The 14,662-nt window shown below is 64.5% G+C and carries 8 protein-coding genes; 3 read left to right on the forward strand and 5 right to left on the reverse strand.

Features of this window, described 5'->3' with window-relative positions; all coding sequences use genetic code 11:
• Positions 1–264 precede the first annotated feature (264 nt).
• From SFUM_RS11630 to SFUM_RS23950, 3 genes are all read right to left on the reverse strand, one after another.
• Complete coding sequence (locus SFUM_RS11630; protein WP_011699097.1) at positions 265–3,567, reverse strand: efflux RND transporter permease subunit; 3,303 nt, start codon at positions 3,565–3,567, stop codon at positions 265–267.
• Positions 3,564–5,777, reverse strand: coding sequence for an efflux RND transporter periplasmic adaptor subunit (locus SFUM_RS11635; protein ID WP_011699098.1), 2,214 nt, complete (start codon positions 5,775–5,777; stop codon positions 3,564–3,566). Before SFUM_RS11635 ends, SFUM_RS11630 begins: the two co-directional genes overlap by 4 nt.
• A gap of 103 nt (positions 5,778–5,880) precedes the next feature.
• Entirely contained in the window at positions 5,881–8,406 is a 2,526-nt protein-coding gene (locus SFUM_RS23950; RefSeq protein ID WP_049766357.1) for a multicopper oxidase domain-containing protein, read from the reverse strand.
• Between the two features lie 353 nt (positions 8,407–8,759).
• On the opposite strand from SFUM_RS23950, the gene SFUM_RS11645 reads away from it, so the two are divergent.
• On the forward strand, positions 8,760–9,038 hold the full coding sequence (locus SFUM_RS11645) for a hypothetical protein (protein WP_011699100.1): 279 nt from the start codon (positions 8,760–8,762) through the stop codon (positions 9,036–9,038).
• A gap of 355 nt (positions 9,039–9,393) precedes the next feature.
• Here the strand turns inward: SFUM_RS11645 and SFUM_RS11650 are convergent, their stop codons facing one another.
• Both SFUM_RS11650 and SFUM_RS11655 read right to left on the reverse strand, forming a co-directional pair.
• A complete protein-coding gene (locus SFUM_RS11650; protein WP_011699101.1) occupies positions 9,394–10,329 on the reverse strand; it encodes a polysaccharide deacetylase family protein in 936 nt (311 codons plus the stop codon).
• A gap of 1 nt (position 10,330) precedes the next feature.
• Entirely contained in the window at positions 10,331–11,578 is a 1,248-nt protein-coding gene (locus SFUM_RS11655; RefSeq protein ID WP_011699102.1) for a zinc-dependent alcohol dehydrogenase, read from the reverse strand.
• Between the two features lie 576 nt (positions 11,579–12,154).
• Between SFUM_RS11655 and SFUM_RS11665 the strand changes: the two genes are divergently transcribed.
• Together SFUM_RS11665 and SFUM_RS11670 are read left to right on the forward strand one after the other, a co-directional pair.
• Positions 12,155–13,369 carry a radical SAM protein gene (locus SFUM_RS11665; RefSeq protein ID WP_011699103.1) on the forward strand — a complete coding sequence of 405 codons (1,215 nt, stop codon included), beginning with the start codon at positions 12,155–12,157 and terminating at the stop codon, positions 13,367–13,369.
• Positions 13,370–13,385: 16 nt separating this feature from the next.
• On the forward strand, positions 13,386–14,612 hold the full coding sequence (locus SFUM_RS11670; protein WP_049766358.1) for a glycosyltransferase: 1,227 nt from the start codon (positions 13,386–13,388) through the stop codon (positions 14,610–14,612).
• The last annotated feature ends 50 nt before the right edge of the window (positions 14,613–14,662 follow it).

The following is a 14,662-nucleotide window of genomic DNA, read 5'->3' on the forward strand; positions in this document are numbered from 1 at the left end:
GTATGGAATTGCCCGCGCGCGGGGTCAAGGTGCCCGTCCATGCACGGGAAAAGCCACTCATTCCGGAAAGAACCCCCCCGGGGCCTCACCGTGCAATCCACTGCCGGAACCGTCGCAGGCGGAGGTGCAGGCGCGGTCCCGTCGCCCGTCCGGTGTTCCCCCCTCTCCGCGATTCATGCCCCGCCGTGCTCCAACGGGATCCACTCCGGGCGAAAGCACCGCCTCACGGCCCACCCCCGCCATCGGTGAGAAATTTCCACAGCGTCATGTGCCGACTTCGGTGGATATCGCGGGCGGCGCGGGCACGGAGGCCCTCCCGCCCTTTTTCAGCTCGAAGTGCCATTTCCAGACCTCGTACACCGCCGGGTAGACGAGCAATTCGAGGAGGAAGGAGGTGAGGATCCCCCCGATCATCGGTGCGGCAATGCGCTTCATGGTGTCCGCCCCTGCCCCGATGGCCCACATGATCGGCACGAGACCGATGAAGGTGGTCGTCACCGTCATGAACTTGGGCCTGAGGCGCTTGACTGCCCCCTCCATGATTGCGGCCCGCAGCTCGTCGAGATTGCGCAGCCGCCCATCGGCTTTTGCCTGCTCGTAAGCAATATCGAGGTACAACAGCATGAAGACACCGGTTTCGGCGTCGACGCCCAGGAGCGCGATCAGCCCCACCCAGACGCCGACGCTCATGTTGTAGCCGAGCAGGTGCAGGAACCAGACGGCCCCGACCGCCGAGAACGGCACCGCGAGGAGCACGATCATGGTCTTAACCACGGATCGGGTGTTGAGGTAAAGCAGGAGCAGGATGAGCAGGAGGGTGAAGGGAATCACGACCTTCAGGCGCTCCCGGACTCGCTCCATCGCCTCGTATTGGCCGCTCCACGCGAGGGCGTTGCCGGGGGGCAGCTTCACGCGGTCACGCAGAAGCGCCTCGGCCTCCCGCACAAAGCTTTGCGGGTCGCGCCCTGCGAGGTCCACGTAAACGTAGCCGGTGAGCAGGCCGTCCTCATTGCGGATCATGCCCGGACCGGTCTTCACGACGACGTCGGCGAGCCGGCCGAGCGGCACCTGGACCCGACCGTCGCCGACAGGCACCAGGACGGCCGCGAGCGACTCCTCGTCAGCACGAAAGTCCGGCAGGTAGCGAACATTCACCGTATAGCGCTCCCGCCCCTCCACGGTGGTCGTCACGCTCTCCCCGCCGACCGCGGCAGCAAGGACGTCCTGCGCCTCCTGAACGCTCAGCCCGTAACGCGCCAGTTCCTGGCGCCTCCAGGCGACATCGAGGAAATACCCCCCGGCGGTGCGCTCGGCGAACACGCTCCGGGCGCCCTTCACACCCTTCAGAACGGCCTCGGTCGCCACGCCGATGCGTTCGATCTCCGCGAGGTCGGAGCCGGAGATCTTCAATCCGACCGGTGTCCGGATGCCGGTCGCGAGCATATCGATGCGCCCCTTGATCGGCATCGTCCAGGCGTTCGAAAGTCCAGGCATCCGTAAGGCGTCGTTCATCTCGTCGATGAGGCGCTCCTGGGATATGGTGTCGGGAGTGATGTGCCTCAGCAGCGGGGTAAGCCACTCCGGAGACCACGACGAATACCACGTGTCGATCTTTCGCCAGTCGGATTTGGGCTTGAGCGTAACGACGGTCTCGAGCATGGAAAGCGGCGCCGGGTCGGTGGAGGTGCCGGCGCGCCCGGCCTTGCCGAGGACCCGGTCGACCTCCGGAAAGGAAGCGATGATGCGGTCCGTCACCTGCAAAAGCCTCCCGGCCTCGCTGATCGAGATGCCGGGCATCGTGGTCGGCATGTAGAAGAGCGAGCCTTCCTCGAGCGGCGGCATGAATTCGCTGCCGAGCCTCAGGAAAGCCGGCACCGTCGCGACGACGAGCAGGATCGCGGCGGCGATCACGAGCCACTTGCGCCGCAAGGTCCAGGCTGCGACGGGAGCGTACAGCCGCATGAGGACGCGGCTCACCGGATGGCTCTCCTCCTGGCGGACGGTGCCGACGAGAAGGGCGTTGGCAGTGCGGCGAAGCCAGGCCGGCCCGAATTCGAAGGGGTGCGGGCGGGTCAGGAGCATTCGCAGCGCGGGATCGAGAGTGACCGCGAGGACCGCCGCCACGAACATGGAGAGGGTCTTCGTGTAGGCGAGGGGTTTGAAAAGCCTCCCCTCCTGCGCTTCGAGCGCGAGGATGGGAAGGAAGGAGACCCCGATCACGAGCAGCGAAAAGAAGCTTGGACCGGCGACCTGCGTGATCGCCTTCTGGATGACGAGCCGGTAGTCGCCCTTCCGACCCGCCCGCTCCCACGCCTCGAGTTTCTTGTGGGCCTGCTCGACGACCACGATCGCCGCGTCATCGAGGGCCCCGATGGCGATCGCGATGCCGCCGAGCGACATGATGTTCGCGGTCAGGCCGAGTCCGCCGAAGGGTATGAAGGCGATCAGCACCGCGACCGGGATCGTGACCACCGGGATGAGCGCGCTCGGGGGATGCCAGAGGAAGAGCATGATGATGGCCGAGATCGTGACGATGACTTCGATGATGGCGGTGGTGAGCGTCCGGATTGCCCGGCGGATGAGATCGGAGCGGTCGTAGGCGGTCAGCAGCCGCACACCCTCGGGAAGCCCCGGTCCGATCTCGACAAGCTTGCGCTTGAGGCGGTCGATCACCTCGAGCGCGTTCTGTCCCTGGCGCATCACGACGATGCCCGACACAACCTCCCCTCGGCCGTCGAGCTCGGCGATGCCGCGTCGCAGGTCCGGTCCCACCGTGACCTGCCCGATGTCGCGCACCCGGATCGGCGAGCCGTTCTCGCTCGAAGATACGACGATCTCTTCGAAGTCCTCGATCGTACGGGCATAGCCACGCCCCCGCACCATGTATTCGGTCCCGCCGAACTCGATAAGACGGGCCCCGGTCTCGACGTTGCCGCCGCGCACCGCCTCCGTGACCCGCTGGATCGGGATGCCGTAGGCACGAAGGCGCGCGGGGTCAACATTCACCTGGTACTGCTTCTGGTAACCGCCCACCGCGGCGACCTCGGCCACACCCGGCACGGCCTTGAGGTGGTAGCGCAGATACCAGTCCTGGAGCGAGCGCAATTCGGCGAGGCTGCGCTTGCCGGTCTCGTCCACCAGCGCGTACTGGAAAACCCAGCCGAGACCCAGAGCATCGGGGCCGAGCTCGGTCTTCACCCCCGGCGGGAGCGACGGCACGACCGGGGACAGGTATTCGAGCGTGCGTGAACGCGCCCAGTAGAGGTCGGTGCCGTCCTCGAAGATGACGTAGACGAAAGAGTACCCGAAGTCCGAGAAACCGCGCACTGCCCGAACCCCCGGGGCACCGAGCATGGCGGTCACGATCGGATAGGTGACCTGGTCCTCCACGAGGTCGGGGGAGCGGTCCCAGCGGGAATAAACGATGACCTGGGTGTCGGAGAGGTCCGGGATGGCGTCGAGCGGCATTCGCACGATGGACCACCACCCGGCGACCACGGCGGCGAGCACCGCCGCGAAGACGACGAGCTTATTGCGCACGGAAAAGTCGACAATGCGGTCGATCATCGGACCACCTGCGGGTAGACCGTCGGATCGGCGTCGAACGCCTGCTTGCACTCCGGCGCACAGAAGAACCAGGTCTTTCCCGCGTGCTCGCTCAGCAGACCCTGCTCCCGGGCCTCCACCGGATCCACTTCCATGCCGCAAACCGGGTCTTCCATCCGGGACGCCATGCTCTCGTGAGCGTTTGGCAGCCGACGCTCCTGCTCCGCGGACTCCTTCACCCCCTGTGCCTTGGCAGCCACTGCCTGTGGATCGCGATCGAACGCTTTCTTGCAGACCCGCGCGCAGAAGAACCAGGTCTTTCCCCCATATTCGCTCACAAGCCCCTTTGCCCGGGCCTTCAGCGAGTCGACCCGCATGCCGCAGACCGGATCGACCTGCATTCGCATGGGCTCCGCGGACGCCGCTCCGTGGCTTTCATCGTCACCGCGGGCGGGTGCCCGCATGGGCATCTGCTCCGGTTGCGGAGCCGGAGGTGGCGTCTTCTCCTGCATCGACGGAGGCATCCCGTGCTGCCCATCCTCGTGAGGGGCCGAAACAGCGGGGGGCATGGAGCGCTCCCCGGCGGGACGGGAAAGAACGCCCCGGGGGTCCTTGTCGAACTCCTGTTTGCACTCCGGGGAGCAGAAGACAAAGGGCGCTCCCTGGAAGGTGCTGATGAGCCCGGCGCGGCTTGCTTCGTCCGGGTCCACGTCCATGCCGCAGACCGGGTCCTCCATGTGGAACGCCTTTGTCCCAATGCCGTTGGCGGGCTGCCGCTCCTGCGCCGCAACCTCCTTTACGCCCTCGGCCTTGGCGGCCGCCGCCTTCGGATCGCTGTCGAATTCCTGCTTGCAGACCGGCGCGCAGAAGAACCAGGTCGTTCCCCCATATTCGCTCACAAGCCCGTTCGCCCGCGCCCTGGTCTCATCCACCTCCATGCCGCAGATGGGGTCGAGTGCCATGCCGGCCACAGCGGCCCCTGCAGCCCGCATCCGGCTCTCGGAATCGAGAAGGAAGTTCCCGGCGGTAACGATCGTCTCACCCTCCATGAGGCCGCCGACGATCTCGACTCGTTCGCCGAGCCGCCGCCCCGCGCGGACCGTGCGGGGCACGAACACGCCCTCGCCCTGCTCCACGAAGACGATCCGGCGCGTTCCGGAGTCGATCACAGCCCCCTTGGGAACGAAAAGGCCGGGGCCGATCTCGACGGGAAGCTCGACGTCCACCAGCATGTCGGGGCGAAGAAGGAGGCCGGGGTTGACGACGTCGAGACGAACCTTGAGCGTCCGGGTGGCGGCTTCAAACCGGGGTGGGACCCCGCTGACCACGGCCGCGAACCTGCGGCCCGCTCCGGGTTGCATCACAATCGCCCGTGTGCCCGCCTTGAAGTGCTCCTCCTGCCCCTCAAAGGCGTCGGCGAGCACCCAGACGAGGCTGAGATCCGCGATCGTGAACAGGTCCGCACGCGCGTCGAACGACTGCCCGAGGGAGACGTTGCGCGAGGTGACGATCCCAGCGGCAGGGGCTCGGATTTGCACGAGATAGGCGGGCTGGCGTGTTGCCGCAACCTCTTCCACCTGTTCCGCGGTCATGCCCAGATTCAGGAGCGCCTGGCGAGCCACGTCCACGTTCCGCACGTAGGTCGCGAGCTGGCCGCCGCCCTGGAAGTTGTCGTAAGGATTCGTGCCACCCTTCTGCACGTTCTGATAGGTTTCGAACATGCGAAGAAAATTCTGCTGGGGGACGAGCAGTTCACCGGAGTAGTACGAGCCCAGGATTTCGCCCTTGTTCACGAGACTCCCGGTCGTCGCCGCGCCCATCTCGCGGATCCTCCCGGCGGTCGCCGCCGTGACCCGGAAGAGCCGCGTCTCATCAGGAGCTACGGTCCCCACCAGCCGCAGGGTGTGACGCAGGGTGCCGGATCGGACCGCTTCGCGCGCCACGCCGATGAGCTGCAACCGGTCGGCGCGGACCGTCACAGCCCCCGGAGGGGTTGTCCCAACCCCGCCCGGCGTGGCCCCGCCGGCATAGACGGGCTCGAGCGGCATCCCGCAGGGCGCGGTCCCCGGTTCCGGCGAACGGAAAGAGGGATTCATGGGGTCCACGTAGTAGAGGAGCTTCCGATCCCCGGCCCCCCCGGTACCCCCGCTCCCCCGGCTTGCGTACCAGCCGGCAATAAAAGCGACGGGGACCAGGATTGCGACAAGGATCAGAAACGTTCGCTGGCGCATGAGTCGTCCGTTTATCCTGGAATCGGACTTTCGGCGCAGCCGCAGGAAACAAAGGAGAGCCCTGCGTGCGGCTCTCCTTCGGTTTCCGCTCGGGTACGCGCGGCTAGTAGTTGACTCCAATCAGGAAATTGCGAGGATACAACGCGTTGTCGTTTACGGTAAAAGGCCGCATCATCTCATTGTCCTCATGGTCGATGATGTGACAGTGCCACACGTAGCCGTGGCCGTGATTCGGGCTGAAATCGTACCCGGCCGCGTCGGCGAGGGTGACGGCGGGCAGGTCGGGTTTGGCGAAGCGCACGAGGATGCGCGTCACCATATTCGGAAGCGCCTGGACGGTATCCTTCCAGCCGATCTCCTGCGGGGTCGGCGGAACCGGGAGGCCCACCAGGGAAAGGGTAAGGGCCGGATCAGGGTTGCCTCCCAGCACGCACTGGGGGTTCAGCCCGCTGTAGCGGGGGTCCCCTCTCCCCGGAGCGGTGACCGCGCAGCCGATGGCGCCGGAGCTGTTGTAGTCCAGCGGCGGGCCCGCGCCGTCCAGAGGAAGACCTGCGGCAGTCAAAGCCGTGTTGTAGGCGGCAAGGTAGCCCTTGACGTCGAGACCCTGCCGGTTCAAGACCTGGAACGCCACCAAATGCGGGTGGATCGGGTGCGCGTCAGCCGTGAGGTTGAGGATCTCCCAGAGCTCCGTCTCACCCTCGTGCGGCAGTTCGGAATAGTAGCTGGTGTTCCACATCGTGTTGATCGGGGTGAAATCGTTGTAGAGGCGAGGCTTGCTGCCGTCGTACAGGGTGTTGTTGACCAGGACCTCCAGCGGACCACCCGCGCCGATGGCCTCGTTGAGGGTGAGGCGCCGGGTCTTGTGGATCGTCACCCCCGCGGCCGGCGTGGTGCCGAGCGCCGTGGTCAGGCGGACCATGGGTTTCGGGAGGCCGTCGGCGGGATTCACCCGGATGGCCGGAGCGGGCAGAGCGGCAGGATTGAACGTTTTGTCCACAACGGGCGTGGCGGCGACCCGAAACTGCATGACCTTGCCGGTGGTGTTGCCGTTGACGGGAGCGCCACCGACCCAGGGAGTCCTGGCGGTGTTGCGCATCTCCAGGGTCTGGCCGGCAACTCCGGAAAAGTCGACGATGACCTCGTAGCGCTCACCCGGCATAATGGCGAGCTTGTCGTTCGGCTTGAGGTTCGGGTTGATCTCCCGGGGCGCGTCGAGGTAGCCCTGGTCGTTGCCGATCACCCACATCGAGGGACCCTTCAACCCGGTGGTTTTGCTCATGAGGAACAGCTCGTAGGCGCGGGCATTGGAGCCGTTCAGGAAAAGGAAGCGGTAGCGCTTCGGCTGGACGGCGAAGTAGGGCCACGTTTTGCCGTTCACAAGGATCGTGTTGCCCACGAACTCCGGCACCCAGTAAGGATGCTCGGGGTTGATGCCGACGTTCGGAAAGAAGAGCTGACCGTTGGTGTCGAACATGCGGTCCTGGATGATGAGGGGGACGGTGAGGTCTGCGAGGGGGCGATCATTCTCGGTTTGACCAACCGGCGGCACCCATGTGGCGTCGGCCAGACCCAGGGGGTGCAGGCCCTTTGCGAGGGTGGACGCGGGCTCGGTGATGATGTAACCGCCCGCGAGGCCGGCGTACACGTTCAGGCGGGTGGCGCCGAGCATGTGGTCGTGAAACCAGATCGGCGCGGCCTCCTGCCCGTTAGGGTAGACGTAAACCGCCTTGCCGGCGGTCGCGTCATTGGTGCCGCCCTTCGAGTAGTAGCCGTGCCCGAAGACACCGTTTCGCGTCCACCAGGAGTCCGGGCCGCCGTCAACCACCGACGGGACCTCCCCGCCGTGGATGTGCACCGAAGCAGGAACGGGCGAGCCGTAACTCGCGGGCGGCGGGACCGCCTGGAGCCCCAGGAAGCCGTAATTGTTGAGACATGGGGCGGGCATGACGCTCACGCCCGGCACAAAGGCCTGGGCCGCCTGCCAGCACAGGTTCAATTCCGGAAGGGCCGTACCGACGGGAACGTTGAAGTTGATGGGCGGCGGCGCGGTGTTGAGCGACAGCGGATCGCCCCAGATCAGCGTCTGGTCGGTGGATGTGGTGTACGCCTTGACATTGGCCACGTTCGCGCCGGGAAGCCGGTTGTAATAATTCATTTGCGTCGGCGTGTGGCGGTTGGCGAGGACCACCGGGCCGAGATAGGAGCGGGGCTGAAGCCCTGGGGTACAAGCCGCGCCCTCCTGGTAGCCCCAGACCCAGGTCGCCGGGGCAACACCGGCGACAGCCCCCACAACAGGGGTGCCCGGCGGCAGGACGTTTGTCTGGTACTCGCAGATGCTGACATCGATCACCTGGTTGCCGGTGACCGGATCCTTCGTTCCGACGGCGACCGGAATCCCGGTGGCCCCGGTGACGTCCAGAACATCCAGAGGTTGTCTGAACTGCGGTATTTTCGTGGGGTTCAAAGGTGTCTGCACGGCCGGCGCGGGCGCCGCCCGGACTATCGGGGCCGCCGTCAGGGTGGGCTGCACCGCGATCGCCGGGACGCTCCAAAGGAGCAGGACAGCGAGCCCCGCGCACAAAACCGTGGGCAATGCGGGAAACGGCATGATTCTTTCGATTGTTTTCATGGCGTAAAACCTCCTTGTGGTGCGAGTTTTCGGTCGGACGGAATGACGGTTCACGTCACCCTCAAGACCTGGCGGCAGTGACATGCCTGCCATTGACCCGAATCCCTCCGGAAGAGACAAATCCCCTTTCGGATCGAGTGCAGCATGGTTCTGCAGACCAAGCACTAAGCCGTCTCTCTCTCGTCAGGATCAGACCCGTAGTAACCGGAGAACTGGAAGTTGCAGGAGAGCCGGAGTCCCGCTTTCGCGGAAGTGGAGGCCCCATCCCCGGATATGGGGAGCGGCCGATTTATCGGGTTTGACGATTTTGTCGGAACTCCATTACGCGAAGGGATGACCTTCAAAAGGAGAAGGTGCAGAAGACTTTTCTCCTCGCCACATCTCACTCACCGGATGCGAAGTCGAGATACTTCGGCGACATCGTCATGAACCTCTCAAAATGCATCGTTTATGGCGATTCAACCCGAAACGGGCTCCGCACGGCACGAATTGATGCCTGTCCTTTGCTGTTGTCGAGCGGTTCGGCAGGTGTGGTTCGCTTCATCGGCCCGGCCGATGTCGCGAGAATGAGGGGGGAAATGAAATCTACCGCTCACCCGGACGTCAACTTTTCAAACATTAATTATTTTTAATGGTGAGAAATAATATAACCTGCCTGAGACGCAGTACATAGAGCGAATTGCTTATTTTTCCATGTGCCTGACAGTATTGTTGACAAAAACCGGCGGCGCGAACGGAATCCTTCGCCCCCCCTTTCTATCCGGTCCATACCGGGTTTTCCCCACCACCCCTCGGGAGCAACTCCGGCGTTGCTCCTTCCTGAACGTGACGGAAGACAATTAACACACCGATATAATTAAAGTAAAATCTGCAGCGCCAGGGCCGCGAATCGAGCGGCCGAAAGCCGGGCTTTGCGGCAGTGATCGCGGGATGCCCACGTCAGCGTACATCGAGGGATTTTATTCCTGAGAACGACGGAGGCCGGGGTCAAAAAAAAGCGCGAAGGTCCTCCAGCGTCATCCCCCGGACCGGACCCGTGCGCACCAGCCAGGCCAGGAAGGCCCGGATCTTGTCCACCAGGCGCCTGACATCGGACTCCGTTCGGAATTTTGGCGTCGCTCCCGGATGGACTTCGGAGGAATGGAGGAACATGCACAGGACACATCCGCCGCGGGCTCTGTGCAGATTCGCGGCAAGCTTCATTGCGCTCAGAGAAAACCAGGCGGGGTGGACCCCGACGACCGCGGCATGGCGATAGGCGGTCAGCAGGAAATCCCGAACACGGGGAGGCAGAAACGATGACTGCCGATAGACGGCGTTTCGCGTCCGGGGAAAGAGGGGAATCATGGTGAGGGGGACTTCCAGTACCGAGGGGGTCCGGCCGTCGGAACCTTCCAGGCGGTAGGGTTCGCAGGGGGCCATGAAATGATCCGGTCCTCCGGCCGTTCGGCGCAAGGGAACGATGCTGCTGTCGGTGAGCAGGCCCAGTTCAGGCAACAGCTTTGGAACCTGTGTCCCGATATCGAACCGTCCCATCCGGAACGAACGCGCGGTCACGCCGAGGTTCGTCTTCAACGCGTCGAGCAGGTTTTCGAGCTTGGCCCGCAGAAGAGCCGGCGGCAACAGGTCCGCGGGGACCGGTTCGGGATAGGGCAGTTTGTCGAACGGAGGAGTGCTCCAATGGTGCAGATGCGCGCCGATTTCAGCCCCCCTCAGATCTTTCCAGTCCAGGAGAACCTTCCGGGCACACGCATCCCGGGCCACCCGGTAAGAAACCAGCAGGGTCAGGGGAAAACCGAATTCCTTCGAAACGAACTCGAGGCGATCGAGCCCCCGTATGTTCTCCACGCCCGGGGGCTCCCGGGAATATTCGCCGGTGAACAGCCCTTCCTCTTCAACATCGATGCTGAAGACCAGCTTCAAATCACTTCCCCTTGGGCGTGGGCACCGGGCTCCGGCCTTCCATTCGCGAAACGTCGAACGCCACCTTCACGCTCCGGTTCCTCGCCTTGTCGAACGCGGTCTGAAACGCGTCGGGATATGCATCGAGGCCGAACACATGGGTGAGCAGCCCCTCGATGGGGAAACGGGGATCCGCCAGGAGGTCCACGGCCATCCGGTAGGTGCGCACGGTCTGCCCCCGAAAGGAGGCGTAAGCGTAACAGGCCGATCCGGTCATGCGCAATTCCCGGAACCAGAGGCTGGAGAAATCCACGGGACCCAGCCGCCCTGCCGTTCCGACCATCACGTAGGTTCCCCTGCCGCGCAGCACCAGCAACCCTTCCTGGAGCGAGTGGCTGCTGCCGACGCAATCGAAAATAAGATCGGCGCCGCCCTCCAGGTTTCCGCCTCCCAGGGTCGTGGGCATCATCCGGGCCCCGACCGCTTCTCCCAACCGGGCTCGCCCCGGGGACAAAAGCACGGAATCCGCGCCTCCCCGGAGCGCCAGATCGCCCTGGAACGGATGCCGGGCGACGGCCACGAGCCTGGCCGCCGAGCCGAGCGCCCGGAGGATCCGGATGAGATGCTGCCCGAGAATGCCCGCCCCGTAGACAACCACCGTGCCGCCGTCGGCCGGAAAGTGATCGAGCGCCGGTTGCAGGGCCGAAGCCAGGGAATCCGTCAGGACCGCGGTTTCGTCGGGCATCTCCTCCGGCACCCGGATCAGCTGGCGCGGATGAGCGGCCATCAGCTCGGCCATCCCGCCGCCGACGCCCCGGGTGTAGCCCAGCACGGTCCCGGGAGGGAGACCCCCGGTCGTGAAGTTCTCGCAAAGGTTGTAATGGCCCGCCGCGCAGGAGCGGCACGGGGGCACGCCCCGCACCTCGCAGTGGAGAACCGGTTCCACCACTACTCGATCCCCCGGCTTCCAGGCCGATCCGGCGGGCGCATCGACCACTTCGGCAACCACCTCGTGGCCGAGAACGGCGGGAAGGGACGCGTAGGGTTCGAGCAGATATGACTCCACCCCCTGCAGGAGCCTGAGATCCGACCCGCAAATGCCGCAATACCTCGGGCGAAGTGTGACCCAATCCGTCGAAGGAGGAGCGAACGGCACCTGCTCCAGGCGCAGCGGGGTCACTCGCGGGAAGAACCGGCGCGGCCGAAAACGGCTCAGCAGCCGCCCCAGCAGATAACGGACGACGGAACGTCGATACACCAGCGCTTTCATCTTCCTCCACACCACCGCTCAAGGACCTTGTGATCGGGTCCGATACGACTATAATGCGTCGGATCGTATCGGACCGCGGCCGACATCCTTCGGCCCGGATGCGCAGCCGCGAGTCTGTCACGAATGGCCTTGCCCTGTCAATGGAGTGCACCTTCCGGTTGAAAATTTCGACCGGAAGGGCGAAGATGCCGTTCGGAAAAGACCGGGCAAAACCGCACTCGCGCAGCTTCACCGCGCAGTGTCGATCGGGCTTCGCCGGTTCGCGGGCGCTCCAGGCCGAGCCGATGAGCCCTTTCGCATGCCCGGCGTTTGATATCGATTCGCGTTCAAGGGCGGGGAACAAGGCATCACGGGAAGGCGAGGCCGAAGAATACCCCCTGCGACCCGCGCAATTGCAGGGAAGGGCTTTGTGCCCTTCCCGCCCGATGTCGCCGCCTTGAACGCAATTGTCCATGGCGCGGGCGTCGCCGCAAGGCATGAAAACAGACTCACCCGGGAGTCTGTTTTCCAGGTAATTTTGACGTCTCGCGCCACATCCGCGAAGCCGGTACGGGACTGTTGACTCGGAGACCGTTTATGGGCAGAACCAGTGCGATTTCGTTGAACGCAATCGTCAAGAACATCCGGAAAATGGCCCGGCACCCGCAGATTGCCTTGCGGCTGGCATCGCTGCAGACCGAAAAATGGTTTTTCGATCTTTTGAATCCGCGAGTCGACGAGGGTTTCGCAAAGAAAATCAGGCAGGTGAGCTTTCGCATCACCGACATCTGCAACCTGCGCTGCACCACTTGCGGCCAGTGGGGGAAGGACGGTTTCCTGCACGGCCGGGATCAGAAGGAGCTGAAGAAGCAGGAGGTGTCCCTGGACCGTTACGTGGAGGTGCTGTCGGACCTCGTTCGGGAGGGCCACCGGCCGTTCGTCTATCTGTGGGGCGGTGAGCCGATGCTCTATGAAGGCTCCGTGGAACTGATCGAACGGGCCTCCATGATGGGGCTGCCGGTTTCCATCGCCACCAACGGCACGCACGTCGCCGCCAACGCCCGGCGACTTGCGGCCGCACCGATGTTCCTGCTGCAGATGTCCATTGACGGCCACTGCGCCGAGGTGCACAACCGCGCGCGGCCGGCGCTGGGCGGAATGAACAACTTCGCCGCCATCGAAGCGGCCTTCCAGGCGGTCCGGCGGGAGCGGGAAACCCAAGGCGGAAGTTTGCCTCTCATCGCCTCGCTCACCGTGATCTCACGCACCAATAGCCGGCACCTGGTCGACATTTACGAGACCTTCCGGGACCGCGCGGATCTCTTCGTGTTCTACCTGTCATGGTGGATCGACGAGGAGCGTGCCCGATTGCATGACGAGGATTTTTCGCGCCGGTTCGGCTTCACCCCCACCCTGCACTGGGGCTGGACGGGAGACTGGAAGCCCGACGACTGCGACGCGCTGGAGCGGCAGATGAAAACGCTGGAAGACGTGTCGCGCGGTTTGAACGCCCCTCCGGTGATTTTCATTCCCAATATTCGAGGCGGCGACGATCTGCGGACCTATTTCACCGACCATCGCGCCCGATTCGGCTTCGACCGGTGCATATCCATCTACCAGGCCGTGGAGGTGAACAGCAACGGGGACATGTCCCCGTGCCGGGACTATCACGATTACGTGGTGGGAAACATCAAGGAACGATCCATCACCGAGCTGTGGAATTCTGCCCGTTATCGGCAGTTCAGGCGCAGCCTGACGAAGGACGGGCTCATGCCTGCCTGCTCCCGTTGCTGCGGCCTCATGGGTTACTGAAGTGCGCTCCCGCCCGATGCCCCCGAACGTCTCGCGGCAGCCCGCGGGCGATGTGCCCGTCAAGACGGTGTTCCTGCTCCAGGATCTGCTGTATGGAGGCACGCAACGACAGGTCCTGGACCTGGCGCTCCACCTGGACAGGACCCGTTTCGCGGTGGAGCTGTGGATGATGCAGGCGGGAGACGATCTGGTCCCCCTGGCCCGCGACCGCGGCATACCCCTGCGATGGCTTTCCCGGGCGAGGTTCGCCGGCCCGCTGTGCCTTTTCCGCCTGTGGCGCCTGCTGCGCCGGGAGCGGGTGGAACTGCTCGTGCTGTTCACCGTCGTGCCGAACATCTGGGGAAGGCTGCTCGGAAGGCCGGCGAAAGTGCCGGTGATCGTGGGTACCTGCCGGGGAGGCGGCTCTCCTCGCCGCCAGCATGAACGGTGGTTGTGGAACCGGGCGGACCATCTCATCTGCAACAGCCGTGATTTGAAAGATGTCCTGCTGCGCAGCTGCCCGATGCCCGACGCCATGGTGAGCGTCGTTCCGAACGGGGTGGACCTCGAATTGTTCCGCCCGCCGAACTTTCGGTCGCCGGACGGCGAGGTCATTCTGTCCATTGCCCGGTTCGTCCCCGACAAAGACCAGAAAACCCTCGTGGAGGCATTCGCCGCCATCGCCGATCGTCATCCGGGTGCCGAGCTCCGGCTGGTGGGGGACGGCCCCCGCCTGGAACCGGTCAGGCGGCACGCCTTCGCGCTCCTGCCCGAAAGCCGCGTGGCCTTCCTGCCCGGACGCCTGGATTTACTCCCGCTCTTCCACCAGAGCAGCCTGTTCGTTCTCAGCTCCCTTCGGGAGGGTCTCCCCAACGTCATTCTCGAAGCCATGGCCACCGGACTCCCCGTGGTTGCGACCCGCGTGGGCGGCATTCCGGAAGTGGTGGAGGAAGGCCGCACCGGCCTTCTGGTCCCCGCGGGAGACGTCCGGGCCATGGCATCCGCGCTGGACCGGCTGCTTTCGGATGAGAACCTTCGGGATTCTTACGGCAAGGCGGGGAGAATGAAAGTGGAGACAAAACACCACTGCCGGACGGCGGCCAGGCAGCACGAAGACATTTTCGAACGCCTGCTCCATGAGCGGGCTCCCGATGGAACGGCCATCGCCCGTTCGCGTATGAAACAGGGTTGCGGTCAAGAGGGGTGCATTGGGCGGGAGGGCACAAAGCCTTCCCCTACGTCTGACCGGCCTAACATCCCGTAATGGCAAGATTTATCCCCACCCGCGTCACCTGCCGCCACGTCTGACCGGCA

It is taken from the genome of Syntrophobacter fumaroxidans MPOB, assembly GCF_000014965.1.
GTDB lineage: Bacteria > Desulfobacterota > Syntrophobacteria > Syntrophobacterales > Syntrophobacteraceae > Syntrophobacter > Syntrophobacter fumaroxidans.

What these genes read in the sequence shown, in the direction of transcription:
- SFUM_RS11630 (WP_011699097.1), bottom strand. Translation starts at nt 3,567, where the DNA reads ATGATCGACCGCATTGTCGACTTTTCCGTGCGCAATAAGCTCGTCGTC.
- SFUM_RS11635 (WP_011699098.1), bottom strand. Translation starts at nt 5,777, where the DNA reads ATGCGCCAGCGAACGTTTCTGATCCTTGTCGCAATCCTGGTCCCCGTC.
- SFUM_RS23950 (WP_049766357.1), bottom strand. Translation starts at nt 8,406, where the DNA reads ATGAAAACAATCGAAAGAATCATGCCGTTTCCCGCATTGCCCACGGTT.
- SFUM_RS11655 (WP_011699102.1), bottom strand. Translation starts at nt 11,578, where the DNA reads ATGAAAGCGCTGGTGTATCGACGTTCCGTCGTCCGTTATCTGCTGGGG.
- SFUM_RS11665 (WP_011699103.1), top strand. Translation starts at nt 12,155, where the DNA reads ATGGGCAGAACCAGTGCGATTTCGTTGAACGCAATCGTCAAGAACATC.
- SFUM_RS11670 (WP_049766358.1), top strand. Translation starts at nt 13,386, where the DNA reads ATGCCCCCGAACGTCTCGCGGCAGCCCGCGGGCGATGTGCCCGTCAAG.